Below are 22,579 nucleotides of genomic sequence, written 5' to 3'. Positions count from 1 at the left end.
GTCAATTTCTCTCGTTGCGACCGGGGCTGGCAGTCAGGCCGGTCAGGTTGAACACACGCTTGGGGATGATTTCGCCATTGCCAACTTCGGCAAGCGCCAAAAGACGGCCTGCCACCGTGACATAGACTGTGCCGCTACAAGTGGGCGCATCCCGTCCGCGCAACAAAACGGCCTGGCCCCGATGGAGCCTTGCCGCATCAGCCCGAGTGACGGCCAGTGCCGGGATGTCGTCCAGCGCGGTCTCAACGGGCAAAAGCGCGTCGGCGAGGCTGCCCTCGCCGGACGCGGCTCTATCGCACAAAGCCTCCAACTGATCCAGCGGAATCATGTCGTTTTCGCCAAATGGGCCGACCAGGGTCCGCCTCAGCGCGCAAATATGGCCATAAGTGCCGAGAATCCGGCCCATATCGCGGGCCAGCGCCCGGACATAGGTGCCCTTGCCGCATTCGGCCTCGAACACGGCGTGGTCGTTATCTGGTTGATTAACAAGGGTTAAATGGTGGATCTCGACCGGGCGGGGGGCCAATTCCACGACCTCGCCGTCGCGGGCGAGGTCATAGGCGCGCTCGCCCTGGACCTTGATCGCGGAATAGCGCGGCGGGATCTGCTCGATCACCCCGGTGAAACGGGGCAGCAGGGCCAGGATGGCCTCCCGGGTCGGACGCTGGTCGGAGGTCGCGGTCACCCGGCCCTCGATGTCGTCGGTGTCGCGCTCCTCGCCCCAGCACACGGTGAACTGGTAGCGCTTGCGGCCGTCCATGACGAAGGGAACGGTCTTGGTGGCTTCCCCGAGCGCGATCGGCAGCCCGCCCGAGGCGAGCGGGTCGAGCGTGCCGGCATGTCCCGCGCGCTTGGCATTGAACAGGCGCTTGAGCACCGCGACCGCCTGCGTCGAGGTCATGCCGATCGGCTTTTCGAGCACGACCCAGCCATGGACGTCGCGCCGGTCGCGGCGAACCTGGCCGCCTTTCTGCTGTTTGGCGCGCGGATCGTTGTTGACGCGGCGCGGCTCCTGATGCGGCTGAGAGTTGCCGCCCATCTCCGCAAAGTTGTTTGTCTGCACGTCGCGCTGATCAGCCTCGTTGTCGCCGATCGTGCCGTGAGCCGGGTCCATCGTCATTGCTCTTCTTCCCGATCCGAATCCAGATCCTTGTCCAAGTCCTTCTGCACCGCAGGTGTTCGCAAAAGCTTCTCGATCCGTTCCGCTTCGTCGAATCGTTCGTCGACGCGGAAGCGAATATCGGGTGCAAATTTCAGGTTAACGCGCCGCGCGACCTCGCCGCGCAGGAACTTCTTGTTGCGTTCGAGCGCAGCGATGACGATCTCGGTGTCGCGGCCACCAAGCGGCATCACGTAGACTGTCGCGAGCTTCAGGTCGGGCGACATCCGTACCTCCGGCACGGTGATGATGTGGCCTTCGAGGTCCGCATCATGCACATTGCCTTGCGCCAGAATATCGGCCATCGCGTGGCGAACCTGCTCGCCGACGCGCAACTGGCGTTGCGAGCCTCCGCCGGGTGCGGAACTCTTCTTCTGATGATGGCGTGGCATTCTCGAAAATCACCTCGTCATGCCCGTGCATGGGGCACGGGCATTGTCATTTGTCCTGTTGAAACGAAGAGGGGTGGATGGCCGGAAAAATCCGGCCATCGCACTCCCGCAATTTCAGTTCAAAAAGATCCGGACGCTTCGGTAAGATTTGGACTTACAGGGAGCGCTGGATCGTCTCCACGCGGTAACACTCGATCACGTCACCGGCACGCATGTCGTGATAGTTCTCGAAGGCCATGCCGCATTCCTGACCGGACTGGACTTCCTTCACTTCGTCCTTGAAGCGCTTCAGCGTCGACAGCTTGCCCTCGTGCACGACGACGTTGTCGCGGATCAGGCGCACATTGGCGCCGCGTTCCACGGTGCCGTCGGTGACGCGGCAGCCGGCGACCTTGCCGACCTTGGAGATGTTGAAGATCTCCAGGATCTCGGCATTGCCCAGCATGGTTTCGCGCAAGGTCGGCGCGAGCAGACCGCTCATCGCCTTCTTCACGTCGTCCACGAGGTCGTAGATGATGTTGTAGTAGCGGATCTCGATGCCGTTGCGCTTGGCGGCCGCGGCGGCCTCCTTGTTGGCACGAACCGAGAAGCCGATGATCGCGGCATTGAAGCCTTCCGCGAGCGTCACGTCGGATTCCGAGATGCCGCCGACGCCGGCATGCAGGATGCGGGCGGCGACTTCGTCGGTGCCGAGCTTCTCCAGCGAGCCGAGGATCGCTTCCAGCGAGCCCTGCACGTCGGCCTTGACGATCAGCGGGAATTCCTTGCGGCCCGCCGTCTTCAATTGCGACATCATCTGCTCGAGCGAGCCGCGCATGCCGGAGATCGAGGCTGCCGCGTTCTCGCGCTTCTGGTGCGCGCGGTAGCTGGTGACTTGGCGGGCGCGGGCTTCGTTCTCGACCACGGCGAGACGATCGCCGGCTTCCGGCGGACCGTTGAAGCCGAGCACTTCGACCGGCACCGAGGGACCTGCTTCCTGCACGGTCTCGCCCTGATCCGAAATCAGCGCGCGGACGCGGCCCATCTCGGCGCCCGCGACGATGATGTCGCCGACACGGAGCGTGCCGCGCTGGACCAGCACGGTCGCGACCGGACCGCGGCCGCGATCGAGCTTGGCCTCGATCACGGTGCCTTCGGCCGGACGTTCCGAATTGGTCTTCAGGTCGAGGATTTCGGCCTGGAGCGCGATCATCTCGAGCAGCTTGTCGAGATTGGTCTTGTTCTTGGCGGACACTTCGACGTCGACGACGTCGCCGCCGAAGGATTCCACCTGCACCTCGTGCTGGAGCAGCTCGGTGCGCACCCGTTCGGGCTTGGCGTCGGGCTTGTCGATCTTGTTGATCGCGACGATGATCGGCACCCGCGCTGCCTTGGCGTGGTTGATGGCTTCGACCGTCTGCGGCATCACGCCGTCATCGGCCGCGACCACCAGCACGACGATGTCGGTGACCTTGGCGCCGCGGGCGCGCATCGCGGTGAACGCGGCGTGGCCGGGCGTGTCGATGAAGGTGATCTTCTTGCCGCTCTCGGGCGACACCACCTGGTAGGCGCCGATATGCTGGGTGATGCCGCCGGCTTCGCCGGAGACGACGTTGGCATGACGGAGCGCGTCGAGCAGCGAGGTCTTGCCGTGGTCGACGTGGCCCATGACGGTGACGACCGGCGACCGGGTTTCGGTGTCGGTGGAATCATCGACGGTGTCGAACAGGCCTTCTTCGACGTCGGACGCGGCAACGCGCTTGACGGTGTGGCCGAGTTCTTCGGCGATCAGCTGCGCGGTGTCGGCGTCGATCACGTCGGTGATCTTGTGCATCGCGCCCTGCTTCATCAGCATGCGGATGACGTCGACCGCGCGCTCGGACATGCGGTTGGCGAGTTCTTGGATCGTGATCGCTTCCGGAATCGTGACTTCGCGGACCAGCTTTTCCTTCGGCTCGTTCGAGGCGTGGCCCTTCAGGCGCTGGGTGCGGCGGCGGAACGAGGCGATCGAGCGCTCGCGCACTTCGTCGGCATTGAGCGCGGTGACGACCGTCAGGCGGCCGCGCTCCTTCTGCGGGCCGGGCTTATGGGTGGTCTTGGGGGCTGCCGCAGGACGCGCGGCGCCGCCGGGGCCGCGACGGACCTGACGCGGACCATCGTCCTCGTCCGGTCCCGCCGCCATCGCGGGCGTGCGACCCAGCGGGCCGCCGCCCGGCGGCCGCGGCGTGGTGGTTCCGGGACGCGCGGTCGTTCCCGGGCGTGCCGTGGTCGGGGCGGCGCCGGGGCGCGTTGCGGGCGCGCCGGGACGCGGCGCGGGAGCGGCCGGGGCTGCAGTTGCCGGGCGCGGAGCGGATTGCGGTTGCTCGCCCTCGCCGAAGCGCTTCTTGGCTTCGGTCTCGGCCTTGCGTTTGGCCTCTTCCTCGTGACGGTGGCGCTCTTCCTCGGCCTTGCGGCGGGATTCGGCGGGTTCGCGCTCGGCGCGTTCGGCGGCCTCGCGGACCGCGCGGCGCTGGGCCTCTTCCTCGGCCTGGCGGCGCTCTTCGACTTCACGAACCTTGGCATCGGCCAGCGCGCTGGCGCGGGCGGAACGTTCGTCCTCGGTCAGCGTGCGCAGCACGACGCCGGAGCCGGCGTTGCGCGGCGGCGCCGAGCGTGACGGAGCAGGCGCAGGGGCCGCCGGTGCGGGCTTCGCAACAACCGTGGGAGCCTGCGGCTCGGCGCTGCCGTCGATGCGGCGCTTGCCGCGCTTCTCGACCACGACCTGCTTGCTGCGGCCATGGCTGAAGCTCTGGCGGACAGTGCCCGTTTCGACGCGCGGCTTGAGCGATAGCGTCTTGCTCGGAACGCTCAGCTTCTTGTCGTCAGGGGTCTTGGTATCAACCATTCAGCAGTCCTAATCCTGATTTATCAGTGTTGTGCGTTGCCGCACCGTCCTATCGGGTCGTCTTGTCTCTCAGAAATCCTGGCCGGGCTCTTCGGCAGTCTTGTCAGCGTCCGCCATCCGGTATCGGACCAGCATCTGGCTACGTGACAGGAATGACTTGCTCGCCGGGCCCGCGAGCAGGGCAGCATGTATCACATTTGACCGGGTCAGTGCCAAATCCAATTCTATCGATTTCAGCGCGGTGACGACGGGAATCTGCGGCTTGGCGCCGCGATTTCCGGCATTTTGACGCGCCAGCATGTCCAATTTGCGGATTCCGTCCGCGGACCCGTCGCTGGCGTGGATCAGGACCTCGACCGTGCCTTCCCGAAGGGCGCTTTCGACCTTGCCGAAGCCGGCCGCGACCTGGCCGGCCTTGGCGGCGATCCCAAGGGCTTCCGTCACGCTCCGAACCAGGAGCGCCTCGATGTCGGCAGGAAGCGTCTGAGGGGTGCGCAGCTCGCGCTTGAAGGCCTTGCTAAATTGGTGACGCCGCACGGCTTCCGCAACCACCCCGCGGGAGGCCGTGAGCCACATGCCGCGCCCGGGCAGCTTGCGCTTGAGATCTGGAACCACGTCGCCTTGCGGCGAAATGACGAAGCGGATCAGCTCGTCGATCGGCCGGACCTCGCGGCTGACCGCGCACATGCGCATGGTCGCGGACCTTTCGGTCCGCGGTCCATGGTCAAGTTCGTTGTCAACGCTGGCGAGCATCCGGGCGACATCCTCCGTTACCCTTAAGCCGGCTGATCTTCGGTCGCCTCGGCCTCCTCGGCCGGCTTGGCGAGATCGGCCTCGGTGATCCAGCCGGCCTTGACGCGGGCCTGCATGATCATCGCTTCGGCATCGTCGCGGGAGATATCGATGCCGTCGAGGGCGCCCGGGAATTTGGTCTGCTCGCCGCCTTCCTTGCGCTCGGTCCAGCCGACCAGATCGTCGGTGGCGCAGCCCGCGAGGTCTTCGACCGTCTTGATGTCGTTCTCGCCGAGCTTCACCAGCATCTTGGAGGTGACGCCGGGCACCTCCTTGACGGCGTCCTCGACACCGAGCTCCTTGCGCTTCGCTTCGATCTCGGCTTCCTGCTGCTCGAGATATTCGCGGGCACGGCTCTGCAGTTCCTGCGCGGTCTCCTCGTCGAAGCCCTCGATGCCGGCGAGTTCCTTGAGGTCCACCATGGCGAGTTCCTCGACCGAGGTGAAGCCCTCGGACGCCAGCAGCTGACCGACCACCTCGTCGACGTTGAGCGATTCCATGAAGACGCGGGTGGAGTTCTCGAAGTCGGCCTGGCGGCGCTCCGATTCCTCCTGCTCGGTCAGGATATCGATGTCCCAGCCGGTGAGCTGCGAGGCCAGGCGCACGTTCTGGCCGCGGCGGCCGATCGCCAGTGAAAGCTGGTTGTTGGTGTCGGGCACCACGACCTCGATGCGCTCGCGGTCTTCGTCGATGACGACCTTGGAGACTTCGGCCGGCGCCAGCGCGTTGACCACGAAGGTCGCGATGTCGGGCGACCAGGGGATGATGTCGATCTTCTCGCCCTGCAATTCGTTCACCACGGCCTGCACGCGCGAGCCGCGCATGCCGACGCAGGCGCCGACCGGATCGACCGAGGAATCGCGGGAAATCACGCCGATCTTGGCGCGCGAGCCCGGATCGCGGGCCACCGCCTTGATCTCGACGATGCCGTCATAGATCTCCGGCACTTCCTGCGCGAACAGCTTCGCCATGAACTGCGGATGGGTGCGGGACAGGAAGATCTGCGGACCGCGGGTCTCGCGGCGGACGTCGAAGATGTAGGCGCGGACGCGGTCGCCGTTGCGGAACACTTCGCGCGGCAGCATCTCGTCGCGGCGGATGATGGCTTCACCGCGGCCGAGATCGACGATCACGCTGCCATATTCCACGCGCTTGACGACGCCGTTGACGATGTCGCCGATGCGGTCCTTGAATTCCTGGTATTGGCGGTCGCGCTCGGCCTCGCGCACCTTCTGCACGATCACCTGCTTGGCGGACTGCGCGGCGATGCGGCCGTATTCCAGCGGCGGCAGGGTGTCGGCGATGGTGTCGCCCACCTGGGCGCCGGGATTGGCGCGCTGCGCGTCAACCAGCGAGATCTGGTTGGAGTGGTTCTCGACCTTGTCGACCACCAGCATATGGCGCGATAGCCGCAGCTCGCCCTTCTTCGGGTCGATCTCGGCGTGAACGTCCGTCTCGCTGCCGTAACGGGCCCGCGCCGCCTTGGCGATGGCGTCCTCCATCGCCGCGATGACGATGCCGCGGTCGATCGATTTCTCGCGCGCAACGGCGTCTGCGATCTGGAGCAACTCAAGTCGATTGGCGCTGACTGCCATGGCTAGTCTCCTTCGTCAGGCTCGATCTCGCCACGCCGCGCGCGTTCGGCGGCAAGGCGATGTTTCTTCGTGTTGGTCGGGGCCGGCTTCTTCTTTTTCTGCGGCTTGCTGTTCTTGGTGGTCTTTTCGCTGATCTTCGCGTGCGGCGCCTGCGGCGGCTCGAGGCCGAGATCCCGGCGCATCTGGCGCTCTTCGGCCTTGCCGCGGCGCATGGATTCGGCGATCAGCTCGTCGGTCAGCACCAGCCGGGCCTCGCCGATGTCCTCCATGGTCAGGAGCACATCGGGATTGTCGCCGGCCTTGACGTCGTCGCGATGCAGATGCACCCGGTCGCCTTCGACGGCGCCGAGCGTGCCGCGGAAGCGCTTGCGCCCTTCATGCGAGACCGCCATCTCGATCTTCACCAAATGGCCGGAATAGCGCTCGAAATCGGAGCGGCGGACCAGCGGACGGTCGATCCCCGGTGAGGAGATTTCGAGCCGGTAGGCGCGATCGATGGGATCGGCAACGTCGAGCACGGGCGAGAGCGCCCGCGAGATCGCCTCGCAGTCTTCGAGCTGCATCGAGCCGTCCGGCCGCTCGGCCATGATCTGCACGGTGCAGCCGGCCTCGCCGGAAATCCGGATCCGCACCAGGCGGTAGCCCATGCTCTCGAGCACCGGCGCTGCGCCCGCCGATACCCGTGCCGCCACGCCGGGCTCGACCACGAGTCTCGGCTCGGCCAGCAATTCGGCATCCGTGGAACCAGGGGTCGGTTCGGTCATGTCCAGGGTCAGGCGCTCGATGGTTAAGGCTTGGTTACGCTTTCAAAGCCCGGCTTTCGGAACTCTCCCGACACGCGTCGGGCCGCATCTTCCGCCGAGCCACGTTCAGGTAATAAAAAAGAGCGGGTCCTTTCGGGCCCACTCTCACTACGCGGATCGTATGAGAAGATGAATTGGCGCTGATATAGCGCTTTCGCCCCTCCCGGACAAGGCCCATTGCGGGGAAAGGCGGCCTTTTTGCGCCGGTCCCAGGACGCCCTGGCGCAACGCTTCCTTCATCAAGCAGGCTTAGATTCCCTGATTGTGGGGCGGCTTGGACCAAGGGCGCACCCGCGGCGTGCCCCGTTCGAGTTGCGTTTTCATGACCGTTGCCACGTCGCTCATTCCTGGACTGGACGATATCGTCAAACGCGGCGATCCGCGGCGGCGCGGCGAGATCGCGCGCGCCATCTCCGAGTTGTTCTTTCAGGATCCCGCCAATCTTCGTCCCGAGCTGATCGATCTCTTCGACAATCTCCTGATCGATCTCGTCCCGCATGCGGAGCTTGCCTCGCGCGTCGACCTCGCCGAGCGCTTCTCGCATCTGAACAACGCCCCGCCGCATCTGGTCAATCAGCTCGCGCGCGAGAACGAGATCATGGTGGCCGGCCCCGTGCTGCGCCGCTCGCCGGTGCTCGATGACGCCGCCCTGGTCGAGATCGCGCGGCTGAAGGGCCAGGGCCATCTGCTGGCGATGACGGAGCGCCCCGTTTTGTCGGCCGAGATCACCGACGTGCTGGTCGAGCGCGGCGATCGCGACGTGGTGCGCCGCGCCGCCGGCAATGCCGGTGCGGTGTTCTCGCCCGGCAGTTATTCCGAGCTGATCAAGCGCGCGGCGCAGGACGGCGTGCTGACGCTCAAGATCGGCCAGCGCAACGATCTTTCGGGTGAGAACCTGAGGCAGCTGCTCGACGGCACCCTCGACGTCATCCGCCGCCGCCTCTCGAGCGTAGTCAATCCAGCGCGCCAGGTCGAGATCAAGCGCGCCATCACCGCGATCGAGGAAGCTGCGCTGCCGCCGGGCCCGCGGCGGGACTACGCCGCAGCCCAGCGCACGGTGCTCGCCTTGCATCGCGAGGGCCATCTCGGCGAGAGCGCGCTGCTCGGCTTCGCCAAGGCGAACAAATACGAGGAATCGATCGCCTCGCTCTCGGCGCTGTCCGGCGTTCGCCTCTCGGTGCTCGACCGCCTGATCGCCGGCGACCGCTACGATCCGATCCTCATTGTCGGCCGCGTGCTGAATCTAGGCTGGCCCACCGTGCGCGCGCTCATCCTGCTCTGGTACGGTTCGCACCGGACCCCGGCCGATGCTGACATCGAGACCGCGCGCGTGAACTTCTCGCGGCTGATGCCGACGACTGCCGAGCGCGTCGTGAATTTCTGGCGCAACCGGCAGACGATCTAAACTCGCCTGAACCGCAGATAAGCCGCCTTGCGTCCCTCGCGCGCGGCCTTGCGGCCGTAGCGCGTCATGGTGTAGCCGGCCCATGGTTGCCGGAAATCGTCGGCGCGCTCCGCGAGCCATTTGAAGTCCGGCGAGCGCGCAAGATGCGACAACGTCCAGGCGCAGTAATCGTCGATGTCGCAGACGAAACGGAATTCGCCGCCTCCCTTCAGCACGCGCGCCATCGCGGCGATCGTCCTGTCCTGGACGAAGCGCCGTTTCCAGTGCCGCCGCTTCGGCCAGGGGTCGGGGTGGATCAGGTCGATCCGCGACAGCGATGCCTGGGGCAACCAGGCCAGCAGCTCGGCGGCATCGCCGGCGAACAGGCGGATGTTGCCGATGTTGGCGGCCTCGATCTGCGCGAGGATCTTGGCCATGCCGTTGACATAGGGCTCGCAGCCGATGAAGCCGGTCGTGGCGAAGGTCTGTGCCTCGGCCGCAAGATGCTCGCCGCCGCCAAAGCCGATCTCGAGCCGCACGTCTTCGGTTGCGGGACCGAAGATCTCGCGAGCGTCCGCCGGCGTCTCGCCGTCGATGTCGAGCGAAAGATGCGGCAGCAGATGATCGATCAGCTCGGCCTGGTGTTGCCTCAGCTTGTGGCCCTTGCGGCGCCCGAAGAAGGCGCGCTCGCCGTCCTCGCGATCTGGGTTTGATTTGCGCTCGCTCATCGCAGCGTCTGATACAGGCGGTGGAGCAGCCGCGCGCGCGGAGCGAGCGAGGAGACATAGAGCTGCTCATAATGGGTGTGGGCGCCCTTGCCGTCGACGCCGAGCCCGTCGAGCGTTGCGGTGAAGGGAGCGGTGAAATTGCCGTCCGAGCCGCCGCCGGTGTCGGTGTCGATCAGTTCGAAGCCGATCTCGCTGGCGAGCGTCTTCGCATGCTCGTAGAGCGAAGCTCCCGCATTGCTCTTCTCATAAGGCGGACGGTTGAGCTCGCCGGTGACGGTGACCGTGACGCCTTCGGTCTTCGAGGTCAAAGCGAGAATCCTGCCGACGAACTCGTCGGCATCCTTGAGGCTCACCACGCGCAGGTCGACTTCGGCATAGGCCTCCTCCGGCGTGACGTTGGGGCGCGTGCCGCCGCGCACGACGCCGACATTGACGGTGACGCCGCGTTCGAGATCGTTCATCCCTTCGAGCGCCAGGATGATGTTGGCGAGCTCGCGGACGGCGCTGCGGCCGTCTTCCGGCCGGGAGCCGGCATGCGCCGGCACGCCCTTGACGAACACCCGGAAGCGTCCGACGCCCTTGCGTCCGGTGACGATCTTGCCGGCGTCGCGCGCCGGCTCCGTCACCAGCACGTATCTGGCCTTGCGTCCTTCCTGCTCGATGAGCGCGCGCGAGGTCGGGCTGCCGATCTCCTCGTCGGAGGTGAACAGGTGCGTGATGCCGAGCGGCGAGCGATCGCCCGTCGCACACAGCGCGCCAAACGCGTGATGGGCGATGTAGGCGCCGCCCTTCATGTCGTAGATGCCGGGACCATACGCGACGTCGCCTTCGACCTTGAACGGCAGCCGCTCGATGAATCCGAGGGGATGAACGGTATCGAGGTGGCTGAGCACCAGGATGCCCGGCCGGTCCTGGCCCCAATTCGTGCGCACGATGAGATGATCGCCGCAGCCATCGACGCCGGCGACGCGCTCGAGCGTGACGGGCAAATCGCGGTATTGCTCCGCGACCACGGAGATCAGCTTGTTGACCTGTTCAGGCGCTTCCGTCGGCGTCTCGATCTCCACCCAGCGGCGGATGCCATCGAGAATAGTTTGGGAATCGAACCAATTGGAGCTGGTCATGGGCGCATCTGTGCCTTTGGATCGCATCATCGAGGCGGACGCGCATCAGGACGCGGCCACAAACGACGACATAGGCCAGATTTGACGCGGTCTCAAATCGCCATTGAGATGGCAGGTCAGCGCTTGTCGGGACCTTCGGGAGCCGCGATCTGCTCGACGAGATCGACGATCGAGCGGCGCATCTTCGAATCGGTGATTCGCGTGAACGCCTTGGTCAGGGCCAGGCCTTCGGAGGTCGCGAGAAAATCCGAGACGTAAGAGGGCGAAGCGCCTTCGCTGAAGCCCTCCGGACCCGGCACGCCGCTTGGACCGCCCTCGAACAGGAATGATACCGGCACCTGCAGAATCTCGGCGATTTGCTGGATGCGGCTTGCACCGACCCGGTTGGTGCCCTTCTCGTATTTCTGGATCTGCTGGAAAGTCAGGCCCAAAGCTTCACCGAGCTTTTCCTGGCTCATGCCCAACATGATGCGGCGCATGCGCACGCGACTGCCGACATATTTGTCAACAGGGTTGGGCGCTTTCGACATTTCCTCAGCCCTCCAAACACCACCTTCAGCGCAATCAACCGGAGTGCCCCAGGTGCAATCAACGTCAAATCAAGCCCTGTTATTGGCAAACATTGCGGAGAAATTTAGCAATGCACCACTGTCTTTTGCAGCCGGTGCAGAATGGGGAGCCCGCGTGCAGTCTGTCAACCGTGGGACTACGGTTGTCAAAAGTTTCCGGCTACCTCCGCGGCGACGGCGCGATCAGCCATGCCGCTTGGCGACGCGTCGGCGAATAGTCAGAACCACGGCCAGCGCGACGAGCATGGCCGCAGGCGCATCGCCCACCCGCGCATAGACCGTCGGCGGGATGGCGGCGGGCAGATTCGCATCCAAAATGCCTTCGATTCCCAGACCGAGGCTGGCGACGGTGCGGCCCAGCGGATCGATCACCGCGGAGATGCCGGTATTGGCAGAGCGGACCAGCGGCAATCCGAGTTCGATCGCGCGCATGCGCGACTGCTCCAGATGCTGATAGGGTCCGGTCGAGATGCCGAACCAACCGTCATTGGTGAGGTTCACGATCCAGCCCGGACGTTCGTTGCGTCCCGCCACTTCGCCGGGAAAGATAGCTTCGTAACAGATCAGCGGTAGCGCGGGCGGCGCGCCCGGTACCTGCAGCGCATGCCGCACCGTGCCCGGAATGAAGCCACCGCGCACACGCGTCAGTTGCTCGAAGCCGAGCGTCTCCATCAATGACTGGTAGGGCAGAAATTCGCCGAACGGCACCAGATGCAGCTTGTCGTAGATTGCGAGCACGCCGCCATCATGGTCGATCACGTAGATCGAATTATAGGCACGCGTGATCGGCGTGCCCGGCGGCAGGTCGGGGGCGCGGACCGAACCCGTGATCAGCACGGTGCCCTTCGGCAGAAGCTCGGCGATTTGCGCCATCGCATCGGCCTCGCGGGTCAGGAAGAACGGAAAGGCGGATTCCGGCCAGATCAGGATGGTGGCATCGCGCACGCCGGTCGATTGCGGGCCCGAGGCGCGGTCCGACAGCGCCAAATATTTCTTCATCACCTCCGGCTTGGCGGCGTAGTTGAATTTCGCGTCCTGCTGGAGGTTCGGTTGCATCAGGCGCAGCTTGGCGCCTGCGACCATCGTGGTCGGATGCAGCGACAGGCGGATCGCGCCGAAGATGCTCATGACAAGCAACAGCGCGATTGCCGCCGCCGGCGCGCGCCATGGCAGGCGGCGATCGGACGTGCGGTCGATCAGCGTCGCGGGGCTGGCGAAGATCGCAACCGTCAGGAAGGTCATGCCCCAAAGGCCGATCAGCGACGCCGTCTGCGCCAGCGGCAGCGGCTCGGACAGCGCATAGCCGAACGCGTTCCAGGGAAAGCCGGTCAGCGCGTGGCCGCGCAGCCATTCGCCGATGGTGAGACTCGCAGCGAGCGCGAGCACGCGCGTGGCGTTCTTGGTCCAGAGCAGGCGCGCCAGTGCAAAGCCGATGGCCGTGAAGATGGACAGATAGGCCGGCAGGCCGAGCACGGCGAATGGTGTCAGCCAGGCGAACACATCGGCATCGACGAAGAAGGCATAGCCGATCCAGTAGAGGCCGGGCACGAAATAGCCGAGCCCGAACCAGTAGCCGGTCAGTGCGGCGGCGGGGACGCCGCCATATCGGCCGGCGCCGGCCCCGTCGATCAGCCAGACCAGCACCGGGAAGGTGATGAACAGCACCGGGAAGAGGTTGAACGGCGCCAGTGCCAGCACCGACAGCGCTCCGCACCCCATGGCGATGACCGCGCGCTTCCATCCCCAGGCGAGGATGATGGCAAGCGCAATTTGCCGAAGGCGCTGGAACGGACTCACTGTTGGCCGGTCCCGTCGCTCGGCGGCGGGCTGGGCGTGTCGCTGGCCGGCGGCTGACCGCCATCCGGTGCGGTCTCGCGGCGGCGGCTCTCGCGCTGGGTGCGCGGCGCCGGACGCTCCTTGCGCGTCGAGATGCGCAGCCGCTTGACGCGGCGCGGATCGGCATCGAGCACCTCGACCTCGTAGGTGCCGGGGCCCGAGATCACCTCGCCCCGCACCGGCAGGCGGCCGACGAAACTGACGAGATAGCCGCCCAGCGTCTCCACCTCCTCGCCGGCTTCGCCGGTGACGAAATCCTCGCCGATCACCGAGCGGACGTCGTCGAGGCTGGCACGGGCGTCGGCGATGAAGGCGTTGTCGGGCAGGCGCACGATCGAAGGCGGCTCGTCGCTGTCGTGCTCGTCGTCGATCTCGCCGACGATCTGCTCGACGATGTCCTCGAGCGAGACCAGCCCGTCGCTGCCGCCATATTCGTCCACCACCAGCGCGAGGTGAACGCGCGTGGCCTGCATCTGCGCGAGCAGGTCGATCGCCCGCATCGACGGCGGCACGTAGAGCAGCTTGCGGATGATGCGCGCTTCCTCGAGCGGCAGCGCGAGATCGACGGCGCGCAGATCGAGTCCGGCCGGCAACGGCTTCTTGCGCTTGGTCTTGGTGGCTTCCGACACGCGGGCGCGCGCGGTCATGAAGGCGAGCAGGTCGCGGATGTGGACGATCCCGACGGGATCGTCGAGCGTCTCGTTGTAGACCACGAGGCGCGAATGGCCGGCGCTCTCGAAACGGTCCATCAATTCGCCGAGCGGGATGTCGCGCTTCACCGCGACGACGTCGGCGCGATGCACCATGACGTCGGCGATGCGGCGCTCGTGCAGGCCGAGGATGTTGCGCAGCATGGTGCGCTCGACCGCCGAGAAGCCGGTGTCGTCGGGCGTGCTGGCATCGAGCACGACCTGGAGATCGTCGCGCACCGATCCCGCTTTCCAGCCGAACAGCGTGCGGATCGCGCGCAACAGCCAGCCATCGGACGTCGGGCGCATCACCTCGCCCTGCGTCACCACGACCGGCAGATTGGCCGTGGCGCGCGGATTGTCGTGGATCGGGTCGGAATCGGGCATCTCAGTGCGTCCCCGCGCGATCTGCATAGGGATCGGGGATTCCAAGGTGAGCCAGGATCTGCGTCTCCAGCGCTTCCATCTCCTCGGCGTCGCCGTCGTTCTCGTGATCGTAACCGATCAGGTGCAGGAAGCCATGCACCGCGAGATGGCTCAAATGGTGGTCGAACGGCTTCTGTTCGTCGTCCGCCTCGCGCCGCATGGTCTCGTAGGCGATCGCGATGTCACCGAGCATGCGCGGCGCATCGCCGGGCTTCCATTCGCCTTCCGGCTGGAGCGCGGGAAACGACAGCACGTTGGTCGGTTTGTCGATGCCGCGCCAGTTGCTGTTGAGCGTGCGGATGCCGGCATCATCGGTCAGCATTACGGCCACTTCAGCGTCGGCGACATCTTCGTCGACGCTTTCGGCGGCCGCCGCAACGGCGCGCAGGATCACGGCTTCGGAATCGGGCTCGTGCTGCCAGCAATCGGCGACGACGAGAACCTCGGTCATGGGAAGGTTGGGATGGGACATTGTGTTGTCTGGGACGAAAGGGCACCGTGTCGGCGCCCTCCGGGGTCCCGCTGTTGCCTCGTCAGGATTGGCCGGTGGCCGGCCGCTGCGGCGAACCTTCGTAGGCGGCGACGATCCGCGCCACGAGTTCGTGGCGGATCACGTCCTCGGCTTTGAAATGAACTTGGGCAATGCCCTCGACGCCGTTCAGCAGCCGGGTCGCTTCGGCCAGGCCCGAGGTCTGGCCGTTCGGCAGGTCGATCTGCGAGGGATCGCCGGTCACGATCATGCGGCTGTTCTCGCCGAGACGGGTCAGGAACATCTTCATCTGCATCGAGGTGGTGTTCTGCGCCTCGTCCAGGATGATGGCGGCATTGGTGAGCGTGCGGCCGCGCATGAAGGCGAGCGGCGCGATCTCGATCTCGCCGGTCTGCAGCGCGCGCTCGACGATGCGCGCATCCATGAGGTCATAGAGCGCATCGTAGATCGGGCGAAGATAGGGATCGACCTTCTCGCGGAGGTCGCCGGGCAGGAAGCCGAGCCGCTCGCCGGCTTCCACCGCTGGACGCGACAGGATGATCCGGTCGACCTCCTTGCGCTCGAACAGCTGCGCGGCGTGCGCGACGGCGAGCCAGGTCTTGCCGGTGCCGGCCGGGCCGATGCCGAACACCAGCTCGTGGCGCTTCAGTGCGCGAATGTAGGAATCCTGCGCGGCGGTGCGCGCACGCACCGGGCGCTTGCGTAAGTTGATGCTGTCGAAGGCCGATTTGGCCGATTTGGCGTCGAACTCGAACAGCGAGCCCTGGGCGATTACAGCGCGGATCGCGCCTTCGACCTCGCCCTGGTCGAGATCCTGTCCCTTCACGGCTTGCGCGTAGAGCATCTCCAGCACGCGGCGTGCGGCATCGCAGCCGTCGCGCGTGCCGCCGATGGTGATGTGGTTGCCCTTGGAATCGACGACGACGCCGAGCCGCCGCTCGATCTGCGCCAGGTGCTGGCCGTAGGGACCGACCAGCGCGGATGCGGCACGGTTGTCGTCGAAGTCGATGACGACCTGGGTCTCGGGCGGAACTTGCATGTCGCGGTCAAATTTGCGGCTGGGAGCGAACGAAGACGAATCCGATGCGCTTTTTGGCAAGGGTTCAGGCTCCAGTGGCTTGCGATAAAACGGGGACGCGCGCGCTGCGCGGCGTGGCGAGCTCGCCGAGAAAACTGTAGCGCTCGAGGCTGTCGATCCGCACCGGCAAAATCTGTCCGATGATGTCGGCCGAGGCCATCACGTGGGCGGGCTGGAGGAAGGCGGTGCGGCCGACGATCTGGCCGTCCTTGCGCGCCGGACGTTCGAACAGCACGTCGACCGTTGAGCCAATCGCGGCCTTGTTGAAGGCCGATTGCTGGCTGTCGATCAGTTCCTGGAGCCGCTCCAATCGCTGGTCCATCTCGGCGGGGGACACCGTCTCCTGCATGTCCGCGGCCGGCGTTCCCGGCCGGGCGGAGTATTTGAACGAATAAGCCGCAGCGTACCCGATTTGCGTGACAAGCGCGAGGGTGGCGAGAAAATCTTGCTCGCTCTCGCCAGGGAAGCCGACGATAAAATCTGATGAAAAAGCAATGTCTTGGCGCGCGGTACGAAAACGGTCGATGCCCCGCCGGTAATCATCGGCGGTATGTTTCCGGTTCATGGCCGCCAGAATGCGGTCCGAGCCCGACTGCACCGGCAGGTGCACGAACGGCATCAGGGCACCGAGATCGCGATGAGCCGCGATCAGGCTGTCGTCGACGTCGCGCGGATGGCTGGTCGAATAACGCAGCCGCGCGATGCCGGGGATCGTCGCCAGATGTTCGAGCAGACGTCCGAGCGGCCAGGTTTTTCCGTCGGGTCCCTCGCCATGATAGGCGTTAACGTTCTGCCCGATCAGCGTGAGCTCGCGCACGCCGTTGTCGGGGAGCCGCTTCACGTCGTCGACGATCTTCGCGACGGGGCGCGACACTTCCGAGCCGCGCGTATAAGGCACCACGCAGAAGGTACAGAACTTGTCGCAGCCTTCCTGCACCGTGACGAAAGCGGAAATGCCGCGCGCACGGATCGCATCGGGCCGGGGCTGGGCGAGGAAGCCGAACTTGTCCTGAGCGGGAAACTCGGTCTCGATCGCGCGGCCTTCATCCCCGGCGCGCTTCAACAACTCCGGCAGATGATGATAGCTCTGCGGTCCGACCACGACGTCGACGACAGGCGCGCGGCGCACGATCTCCTCGCCCTCGGCCTGCGCGACGCAGCCCGCGACCGCGATCTGCATCGTGCGGCCGCCGCGTGCGGCCTCGTCCTTGGCGACACGCAGGCGTCCGAGCTCCGAATAGACCTTCTCTGAGGCCTTCTCGCGGATATGGCAGGTGTTGAGGATGACGAGGGCGGCCTCTTCGGCACTCGCCGTCTCCACGAACCCTTCCGGAGCCAGCGTGTCCACCATGCGCTGGGCATCGTAGACGTTCATCTGGCAGCCATATGATTTGATGTGCAGCTTGCGCGGCGGCGTCATGGAACCCGAAATGGCGGTGGAGGACGGCCTTCACATAGAGGCTGGAGGATCGAAAATCCAGCGAATGGGCGCTCAAATGGTCATTCCGGGGCTCCCGCAACCGCGAGCGAACCCGGAATCCGGAGGTTTTGGCGCGAGAACGATGCTCCGGCCGCGCTTCGCGGTCCCGGCGCATCGCCCCGGAATGACAGCAATAATCAGCCCGCCAAGGCCTTCGCCTCGATCCGCCGAACCAGCTCCGGCAGCTGGTGCATGTCGGCAAAGACCAGATCGGCACGGGCTTGGCGCAGGGTTTCGGCATGGCCGGCCCCACAATGGCTGCCCCCGTAAAAGCCGAATACGGTCATGCCGGCGGCGCGGGCGCCGGCAATGCCGGCCAGGCTGTCCTCGACCACGACGCAGCGCTCGGGCGGCACCCCCATTTCGCGAGCCGCGAACAGGAACAGGTCGGGCGCCGGCTTGCCGTTCTTCACCTGCGAGGCCGAGAAGATGTTTGGCGCCAGGCGCTCATAGAGGCCCGTGCTCCCCAGGCTCACGCGCATCCGTTGATGCGATCCGCTCGAGGCGACGCAGACCCGTTGCGTGACGACATCGAGCACATCGTGGATGCCGTGGATGGCTTCCAGGTCGGCCTCGAACGAACGAAATAGCTCGTCCTGAAGATCGCCGTGATAGGCCTCGGGCAGCTTGCGGCCGAGCTCGGTCTCGATCTCCAGATTGGCCTGCTTTGTCGAGCGGCCGAGGAAGCGTTCGAACACCTGCTCCGGCGCGATCGGATAGCCGTGCCTGGTCAGCACGTCCGCGTGTGCACGGCATGAGATCACCTCGCTGTCCACGAGCACGCCGTCACAATCGAAGATGATGAGGTCGATGGGCACTAAGGCATGGCCCGGAAAAGTGTGAAGCGGTTTTCCGACAAGGTCATGCCCAGTCAATTCGTCGGCTTGTCGTCGTCGAGCGGGACGCAATAGAGTTCGAGCCGGTGATCGACCAGCTTGTAGCCGAGCTTGCGGGCGATCTCTGCCTGCAGCTTCTCGATCTCCTCGGAGGTGAACTCGATCACCTTGCCGTCCCTGAGATTGATGAGGTGGTCGTGATGGCTGTCGCGCATCGTCTCGTAGCGCGCGCGGCCTTCGCGGAAATCATGCCGTTCGATGATGCCGGCATCCTCGAACAGCTTCACGGTGCGATAGACGGTCGAGATCGAGATCTTGTCGTCGACGGCGACGCAGCGCCGGTACAATTCCTCGACATCGGGGTGATCGATCGCCTCCGCGAGCACGCGGGCGATGACACGGCGCTGCTCGGTCATGCGCATGCCGGTGGCGGCACAGCGCGCCTCGATACCGGAGGCCTTGGATGCGGCGGAAGCTTTAAGTCCAGTCATATGTTGTCTGCCTGACGGGGGCGCCTTCTGCCATCAATATTACGACAAGTCACGTCGCATCAGAAGGGCGTTCAATTGTTCCCCGTTCGGCTGCTTATAGTAGCGTTCGCGGCGCCCGACCACCACGAATCCGCACCCGTCGTAGAGCCGCCGCGCCGGCTGGTTGTTTTCCTCGACTTCGAGAAATATTGTGCGCACGCCGCGCCCTGCGAGGTGACCGAGATGGGTCATCAACAGCGTGCGGGAGAGGCCGCGCCCGCGATAGGCCTCGTCCACCGCGATCGAGAGGATTTCCGCCTCGTCCGCGCCGATCCGCGACACCGCAAAGCCGATTGTCCTGCGGCCGAGGCGCAAGCGATGCACCAGCGTGTTGCGCTCGCCGATCATGCTCTCGAATTCGCCTTCGCCCCAGCCGTGCGCGAAGGAGGCGCCGTGCAGCTGCCCCAGCCGCAGGGCGTCGCGCGCGGAGGCTGGCTCGACGGCGGCCGTGCCGCCGCGCCACCATTCCGACAGCCAATTCATCATGAGATCGCGGCTTGTGCTGCAAATGGCGGCTGTGCCGCCGGCTTGGCGTCGGGCGCCTTCAGGTAGAACGGCCGCGCCGGATTTGTCGCGGGATCGGCGGCAGCGCCGAGCCATGCGACCCAGCCGATGTCGGGCGCGGGTTGCGCGTCGACCGCGACCGGCTGCTCGCCATCTTTCGGCCAGCGCGCGGCGAGGATGTCTGCGGCATTGCCGACCAGATGCGGCGTGCCGAATTGCGAGGCCGCGATGGCTTCGTCGATGGGAGCGACGCGCGGCCGCACCAGCTGGCTGCCGTCGCCGGCGACGATCTGGAAATAGACGTGGTCGTGACGCGCATCGATTGCGGACATCACGGGCGAAGATCTGCTTTGGCCGACGATGTTGGCGGCATAGGCCGACAAGGTGGTGAGGCCGACGGCGGGCTTGTCGGCGGCAAGCGCAAGGCCGCGCGCCGCCGAAATGCCGACGCGCAGGCCGGTGAAACTCCCGGGACCGACGGTGACGGCGATGCGGTCGAGTGCGGTAAAGGCGAGGTCGGCCGATTGCATCACGCGCGCGATCATCGGCATCAGCGCCTCGGCGTGGCCGCGCTTCATGAGAAGCTGCTCCTGTGCCAGGAGCTCGGCCGCTTCGGTGTCGAGCACGGCCACGGAGCAGGCGTCGAGCGCGGTATCGATGGCAAGGATCAGCATGGAATAGCAAATGGCGAGTGGCGAATGGAGAGCAGTCTAGCGAACCGAGCGCCTATCCGCCATTCATCACACACGATTTGCACGCCCCCGATATGCTACCCTATGACAACCGTCATTCCGGGATGGTGCGTCAGCACCAGACCCGGAATCTCGAGATTCCGGGCCCCGGAATGACGACTTCGTCGTCACATCGGCCGGACTTCGACCACGTCGGGCACGAAATGCTTGAGCAGGTTCTGAATGCCGTGCTGGAGCGTCGCGGTCGATGACGGGCAGCCGGAGCAGGCGCCTTTCATGTTGAGGTAGACGATGCCGTCCTTGAAGCCGCGGAAGGTGATGTCGCCGCCGTCATTGGCGACTGCCGGGCGCACGCGGGTCTCGATCAGGTCCTTGATCATGTCGACCGTTTCGGCGTCGGCCTCGTCGAAGAACTCGTCCTCGTCGTCGAGATCGTCATCGGTCGTGGCTTCGCCGCCGGCGAGCAGCGGCGCGCCGGACATGTAGTGCTCCATGATGGCGCCGAGGATTGCGGGCTTGAGCTGCTGCCATTCACCGCTCGCCTTGGTCACGGTGATGAAGTCCGATCCGTAGAACACGCCGGTGACGCCGGGCACCTCGAACAGCTTTTCAGCGAGCGGCGAGCGCGTGGCCGCTTCGCGGCTCGAAAATTCCATCGGGCTGCCGTCGACCACGACGCGGCCGGGAATGAACTTCAGCGTGGCGGGATTGGGGGTGGCTTCGGTTTGAATGAACATGGTTTTCTCCAGACGTCGCCGGTTCAAGGCCGGCGCGTGCTCCAATCCCTAGCAGATGGCGACGGCGAACGCACGGTCAAGGGGAGGCGGGGTATTAGTCCATAAAAATCAGAGGGTTGAGCTTCGCCTACCCTCCCCCTCCAGGTCCCTCCAGGGGAGGGTAAGAGCGGCTACGACAGGGAATCCACGCTTTGGTCGCTGAGCGCGCCCGAGATGATCGTCACGGGAATCGGGAAGGTTCCGACCGCGTGGGCGAGCAGGGCAACCAGCGGCCCCGGCCCTTCCGCGCCGGGATTGGCGGCGAGCACCAGCATGCCGATGTCGGGGTCCTCGTCGATCACGGCGAGCAGCTGCTCCATCGGCTCGCCCTCGCGGATCACCCGCTCCGGCGTGATCGCGGCGATGCCGTTGGCGCGGCCGGCGGCGCGGTCGAGCGCGGCTTCCGCCGCCTCCTGCGCCTCGGCGCGCATGATGTCGGCGACCCCCAGCCATTCCTGGCTCTGCCGCTCAGGCTCGATGATACGCAGCATCACCACGCCGCCGCCGGCGCGGATCGCCCAGCGGCTGGCATAGTAGACCGCGCGGTCCCATTCGGCGGTGTCATCGACGATGACGAGGCATTTGGGCTTGTGACCCGGCTCGTAGCAAAGTCGCTTGCTGGTCATGCATGTCCTGGATTGTGCACGACCGCCATGCTGCCACACTCCCGCAAAATTGGGGAGAGGAGAAGCGGTCGGCGCTCGGGGCGCCGACCGTCGTCAGCGCCGGCGGATGAAGCCGACGATGTCCTTGGACAGCTTCATCGTCTCGTCGGCGAGGGCGCGGGCTCGGTCCGAGCCGTCGATCAGGATCGCGTCGATATGGCCGGGATCGGCGACGAGGCGCTTCATCTCGCCCGCGATCGGCGCAAGCTTGGTGACGCAAAGCTCCGCCAACGCGTTCTTGAAGCTGGAGAACTGGCCGCCTCCCAACTCACGCAGCACGTCCGCCTTGGAGCGGCCGGAGAGCGCGGCGAAGATGCCGACGAGATTGTCGGCCTCGGGGCGCGCTTCGAGACCCTTCTCCTCGGTCGGCAGCGGCTCCGGATCGGTCTTCGCCTTGCGGATCTTCTGCGCGATGGTGTCGGCGTCGTCGGTCAGGTTGATGCGCGAATTGTCGGAGGCGTCCGACTTCGACATCTTCTTGGTGCCGTCGCGCAAGCTCATCACGCGTGTCGCCGGGCCGGTGATCAGGGGTTCCGGCAGCGGGAAGAACAGCCCGTCATTGTGGCCTTGGGCGCGAATGGAATCGCCGAAGTCGTTGTTGAACTTCTGCGCGATGTCGCGCGAGAGCTCGAGATGCTGTTTCTGGTCCTCGCCCACGGGAACGTGGGTGGCCCGGTACAGCAGGATGTCGGCGGCCATCAGCACGGGATAGTCGAACAGGCCGACGGAGGCGTTCTCGCGGTCCTTGCCGGCCTTCTCCTTGAACTGGGTCATGCGGCCGAGCCAGCCCATGCGCGCGACGCAGTTGAAGATCCAGGCGAGCTCGGCATGGCCGGAGACCTGGCTCTGGTTGAACACGATGTGCTTCTTGGGATCGATGCCGGCGGCGATGAACGCCGCGGTGACCTCGCGGGTGTTGCGCGTGAGCTCGGCCGGGCCGCCCCAGACGTCGACCCCTTGCGTGATCGCGTGCATGTCGACGACGCAATAGATGCAGTTGTGGGTTTCCTGCATCTTCACGAAGTTGACGATGGCGCCGAGATAATTGCCGAGGTGCAGATTGCCCGTCGGCTGGACGCCCGAAAAGACCCGTTCAACGAATGGCATGGCAAGCTTTCCTAAGGGGTAGCCGGCGTCGTTTCCAACAGCGGCGCTGCTCCGTCAAGGG

General features: G+C 65.6%; 22 protein-coding genes. 1 reads left to right on the top strand and 21 read right to left on the bottom strand.

Annotated elements, in window-relative coordinates:
• Nucleotide 1: 1 nt before the first annotated feature.
• From truB to rimP, 6 genes are all read right to left on the bottom strand, one after another.
• Complete coding sequence (truB, locus tag X268_RS31910; RefSeq protein WP_164938043.1) at nucleotides 2-1,120, bottom strand: tRNA pseudouridine(55) synthase TruB; 1,119 nt, start codon at nucleotides 1,118-1,120, stop codon at nucleotides 2-4.
• Nucleotides 1,117-1,551 (bottom strand): 30S ribosome-binding factor RbfA, encoded by a 435-nt coding sequence (gene rbfA, locus X268_RS31905; RefSeq protein ID WP_128928629.1) that lies wholly within the window; start codon nucleotides 1,549-1,551, stop codon nucleotides 1,117-1,119. Before rbfA ends, truB begins: the two co-directional genes overlap by 4 nt.
• A gap of 154 nt (nucleotides 1,552-1,705) precedes the next feature.
• The gene (gene infB, locus X268_RS31900) at nucleotides 1,706-4,414 is read right to left on the bottom strand and encodes a translation initiation factor IF-2 (protein WP_128928628.1); all 2,709 of its coding nucleotides are present in this window, start codon (nucleotides 4,412-4,414) and stop codon (nucleotides 1,706-1,708) included.
• Between the two features lie 69 nt (nucleotides 4,415-4,483).
• A complete protein-coding gene (locus X268_RS31895) occupies nucleotides 4,484-5,167 on the bottom strand; it encodes an RNA-binding protein (RefSeq protein ID WP_128928627.1) in 684 nt (227 codons plus the stop codon).
• Nucleotides 5,168-5,190: 23 nt separating this feature from the next.
• A complete protein-coding gene (gene nusA, locus X268_RS31890; RefSeq protein WP_128928626.1) occupies nucleotides 5,191-6,801 on the bottom strand; it encodes a transcription termination factor NusA in 1,611 nt (536 codons plus the stop codon).
• A 2-nt stretch (nucleotides 6,802-6,803) separates the two neighbouring features.
• Nucleotides 6,804-7,565: a ribosome maturation factor RimP gene (rimP, locus tag X268_RS31885; protein ID WP_128928625.1), complete on the bottom strand. Its 762-nt coding sequence runs from the start codon at nucleotides 7,563-7,565 to the stop codon at nucleotides 6,804-6,806.
• 361 nt (nucleotides 7,566-7,926) lie between these two features.
• On the opposite strand from rimP, the gene X268_RS31880 reads away from it, so the two are divergent.
• A complete protein-coding gene (locus tag X268_RS31880) occupies nucleotides 7,927-9,009 on the top strand; it encodes a DUF2336 domain-containing protein (RefSeq protein ID WP_128928624.1) in 1,083 nt (360 codons plus the stop codon).
• On the opposite strand, the gene trmB is transcribed toward X268_RS31880, so the two are convergent.
• From trmB to trpS, 15 genes are all read right to left on the bottom strand, one after another.
• Nucleotides 9,006-9,716 (bottom strand): tRNA (guanosine(46)-N7)-methyltransferase TrmB, encoded by a 711-nt coding sequence (trmB, locus tag X268_RS31875; protein WP_128928623.1) that lies wholly within the window; start codon nucleotides 9,714-9,716, stop codon nucleotides 9,006-9,008. The genes X268_RS31880 and trmB overlap by 4 nt on opposite strands.
• Nucleotides 9,713-10,870, bottom strand: a complete 1,158-nt coding sequence (locus X268_RS31870; RefSeq protein ID WP_128928622.1) for a M20 family metallopeptidase — start codon at nucleotides 10,868-10,870, stop codon at nucleotides 9,713-9,715. Before X268_RS31870 ends, trmB begins: the two co-directional genes overlap by 4 nt.
• A gap of 86 nt (nucleotides 10,871-10,956) precedes the next feature.
• Nucleotides 10,957-11,370: a helix-turn-helix domain-containing protein gene (locus X268_RS31865; protein ID WP_128928621.1), complete on the bottom strand. Its 414-nt coding sequence runs from the start codon at nucleotides 11,368-11,370 to the stop codon at nucleotides 10,957-10,959.
• A 222-nt stretch (nucleotides 11,371-11,592) separates the two neighbouring features.
• Nucleotides 11,593-13,206: an apolipoprotein N-acyltransferase gene (lnt, locus tag X268_RS31860; RefSeq protein WP_128928620.1), complete on the bottom strand. Its 1,614-nt coding sequence runs from the start codon at nucleotides 13,204-13,206 to the stop codon at nucleotides 11,593-11,595.
• Nucleotides 13,203-14,321, bottom strand: coding sequence for a hemolysin family protein (locus X268_RS31855; protein WP_164938042.1), 1,119 nt, complete (start codon nucleotides 14,319-14,321; stop codon nucleotides 13,203-13,205). Before X268_RS31855 ends, lnt begins: the two co-directional genes overlap by 4 nt.
• A gap of 1 nt (nucleotide 14,322) precedes the next feature.
• Complete coding sequence (gene ybeY, locus X268_RS31850; protein ID WP_128928618.1) at nucleotides 14,323-14,832, bottom strand: rRNA maturation RNase YbeY; 510 nt, start codon at nucleotides 14,830-14,832, stop codon at nucleotides 14,323-14,325.
• 61 nt (nucleotides 14,833-14,893) lie between these two features.
• On the bottom strand, nucleotides 14,894-15,889 hold the full coding sequence (locus tag X268_RS31845) for a PhoH family protein (RefSeq protein ID WP_128928617.1): 996 nt from the start codon (nucleotides 15,887-15,889) through the stop codon (nucleotides 14,894-14,896).
• 64 nt (nucleotides 15,890-15,953) lie between these two features.
• On the bottom strand, nucleotides 15,954-17,348 hold the full coding sequence (gene miaB / locus X268_RS31840; RefSeq protein WP_128928616.1) for a tRNA (N6-isopentenyl adenosine(37)-C2)-methylthiotransferase MiaB: 1,395 nt from the start codon (nucleotides 17,346-17,348) through the stop codon (nucleotides 15,954-15,956).
• 197 nt (nucleotides 17,349-17,545) lie between these two features.
• Nucleotides 17,546-18,226 (bottom strand): HAD family hydrolase, encoded by a 681-nt coding sequence (locus X268_RS31835; RefSeq protein WP_128928615.1) that lies wholly within the window; start codon nucleotides 18,224-18,226, stop codon nucleotides 17,546-17,548.
• A gap of 53 nt (nucleotides 18,227-18,279) precedes the next feature.
• Nucleotides 18,280-18,735, bottom strand: coding sequence for a Fur family transcriptional regulator (locus X268_RS31830; RefSeq protein ID WP_128928614.1), 456 nt, complete (start codon nucleotides 18,733-18,735; stop codon nucleotides 18,280-18,282).
• A gap of 39 nt (nucleotides 18,736-18,774) precedes the next feature.
• Complete coding sequence (rimI, locus tag X268_RS31825) at nucleotides 18,775-19,260, bottom strand: ribosomal protein S18-alanine N-acetyltransferase (RefSeq protein WP_128928613.1); 486 nt, start codon at nucleotides 19,258-19,260, stop codon at nucleotides 18,775-18,777.
• On the bottom strand, nucleotides 19,257-19,952 hold the full coding sequence (gene tsaB, locus X268_RS31820; protein ID WP_128928612.1) for a tRNA (adenosine(37)-N6)-threonylcarbamoyltransferase complex dimerization subunit type 1 TsaB: 696 nt from the start codon (nucleotides 19,950-19,952) through the stop codon (nucleotides 19,257-19,259). The genes rimI and tsaB overlap by 4 nt, the downstream gene beginning before the upstream one ends.
• A 185-nt stretch (nucleotides 19,953-20,137) precedes the next feature.
• Nucleotides 20,138-20,707 (bottom strand): NifU family protein, encoded by a 570-nt coding sequence (locus X268_RS31815; RefSeq protein WP_128928611.1) that lies wholly within the window; start codon nucleotides 20,705-20,707, stop codon nucleotides 20,138-20,140.
• A 170-nt stretch (nucleotides 20,708-20,877) separates the two neighbouring features.
• Nucleotides 20,878-21,372: a universal stress protein gene (locus tag X268_RS31810; protein ID WP_164938040.1), complete on the bottom strand. Its 495-nt coding sequence runs from the start codon at nucleotides 21,370-21,372 to the stop codon at nucleotides 20,878-20,880.
• Between the two features lie 93 nt (nucleotides 21,373-21,465).
• On the bottom strand, nucleotides 21,466-22,518 hold the full coding sequence (gene trpS, locus X268_RS31805; protein ID WP_128928609.1) for a tryptophan--tRNA ligase: 1,053 nt from the start codon (nucleotides 22,516-22,518) through the stop codon (nucleotides 21,466-21,468).
• Between the last annotated feature and the right edge of the window lie 61 nt (nucleotides 22,519-22,579).

Source organism: Bradyrhizobium guangxiense (assembly GCF_004114915.1).
Classification (GTDB): Bacteria; Pseudomonadota; Alphaproteobacteria; order Rhizobiales; family Xanthobacteraceae; genus Bradyrhizobium; species Bradyrhizobium guangxiense.
Note: the sequence above shows the minus strand (reverse complement) of the source record. Positions and strands in the feature narration are given on the sequence as shown.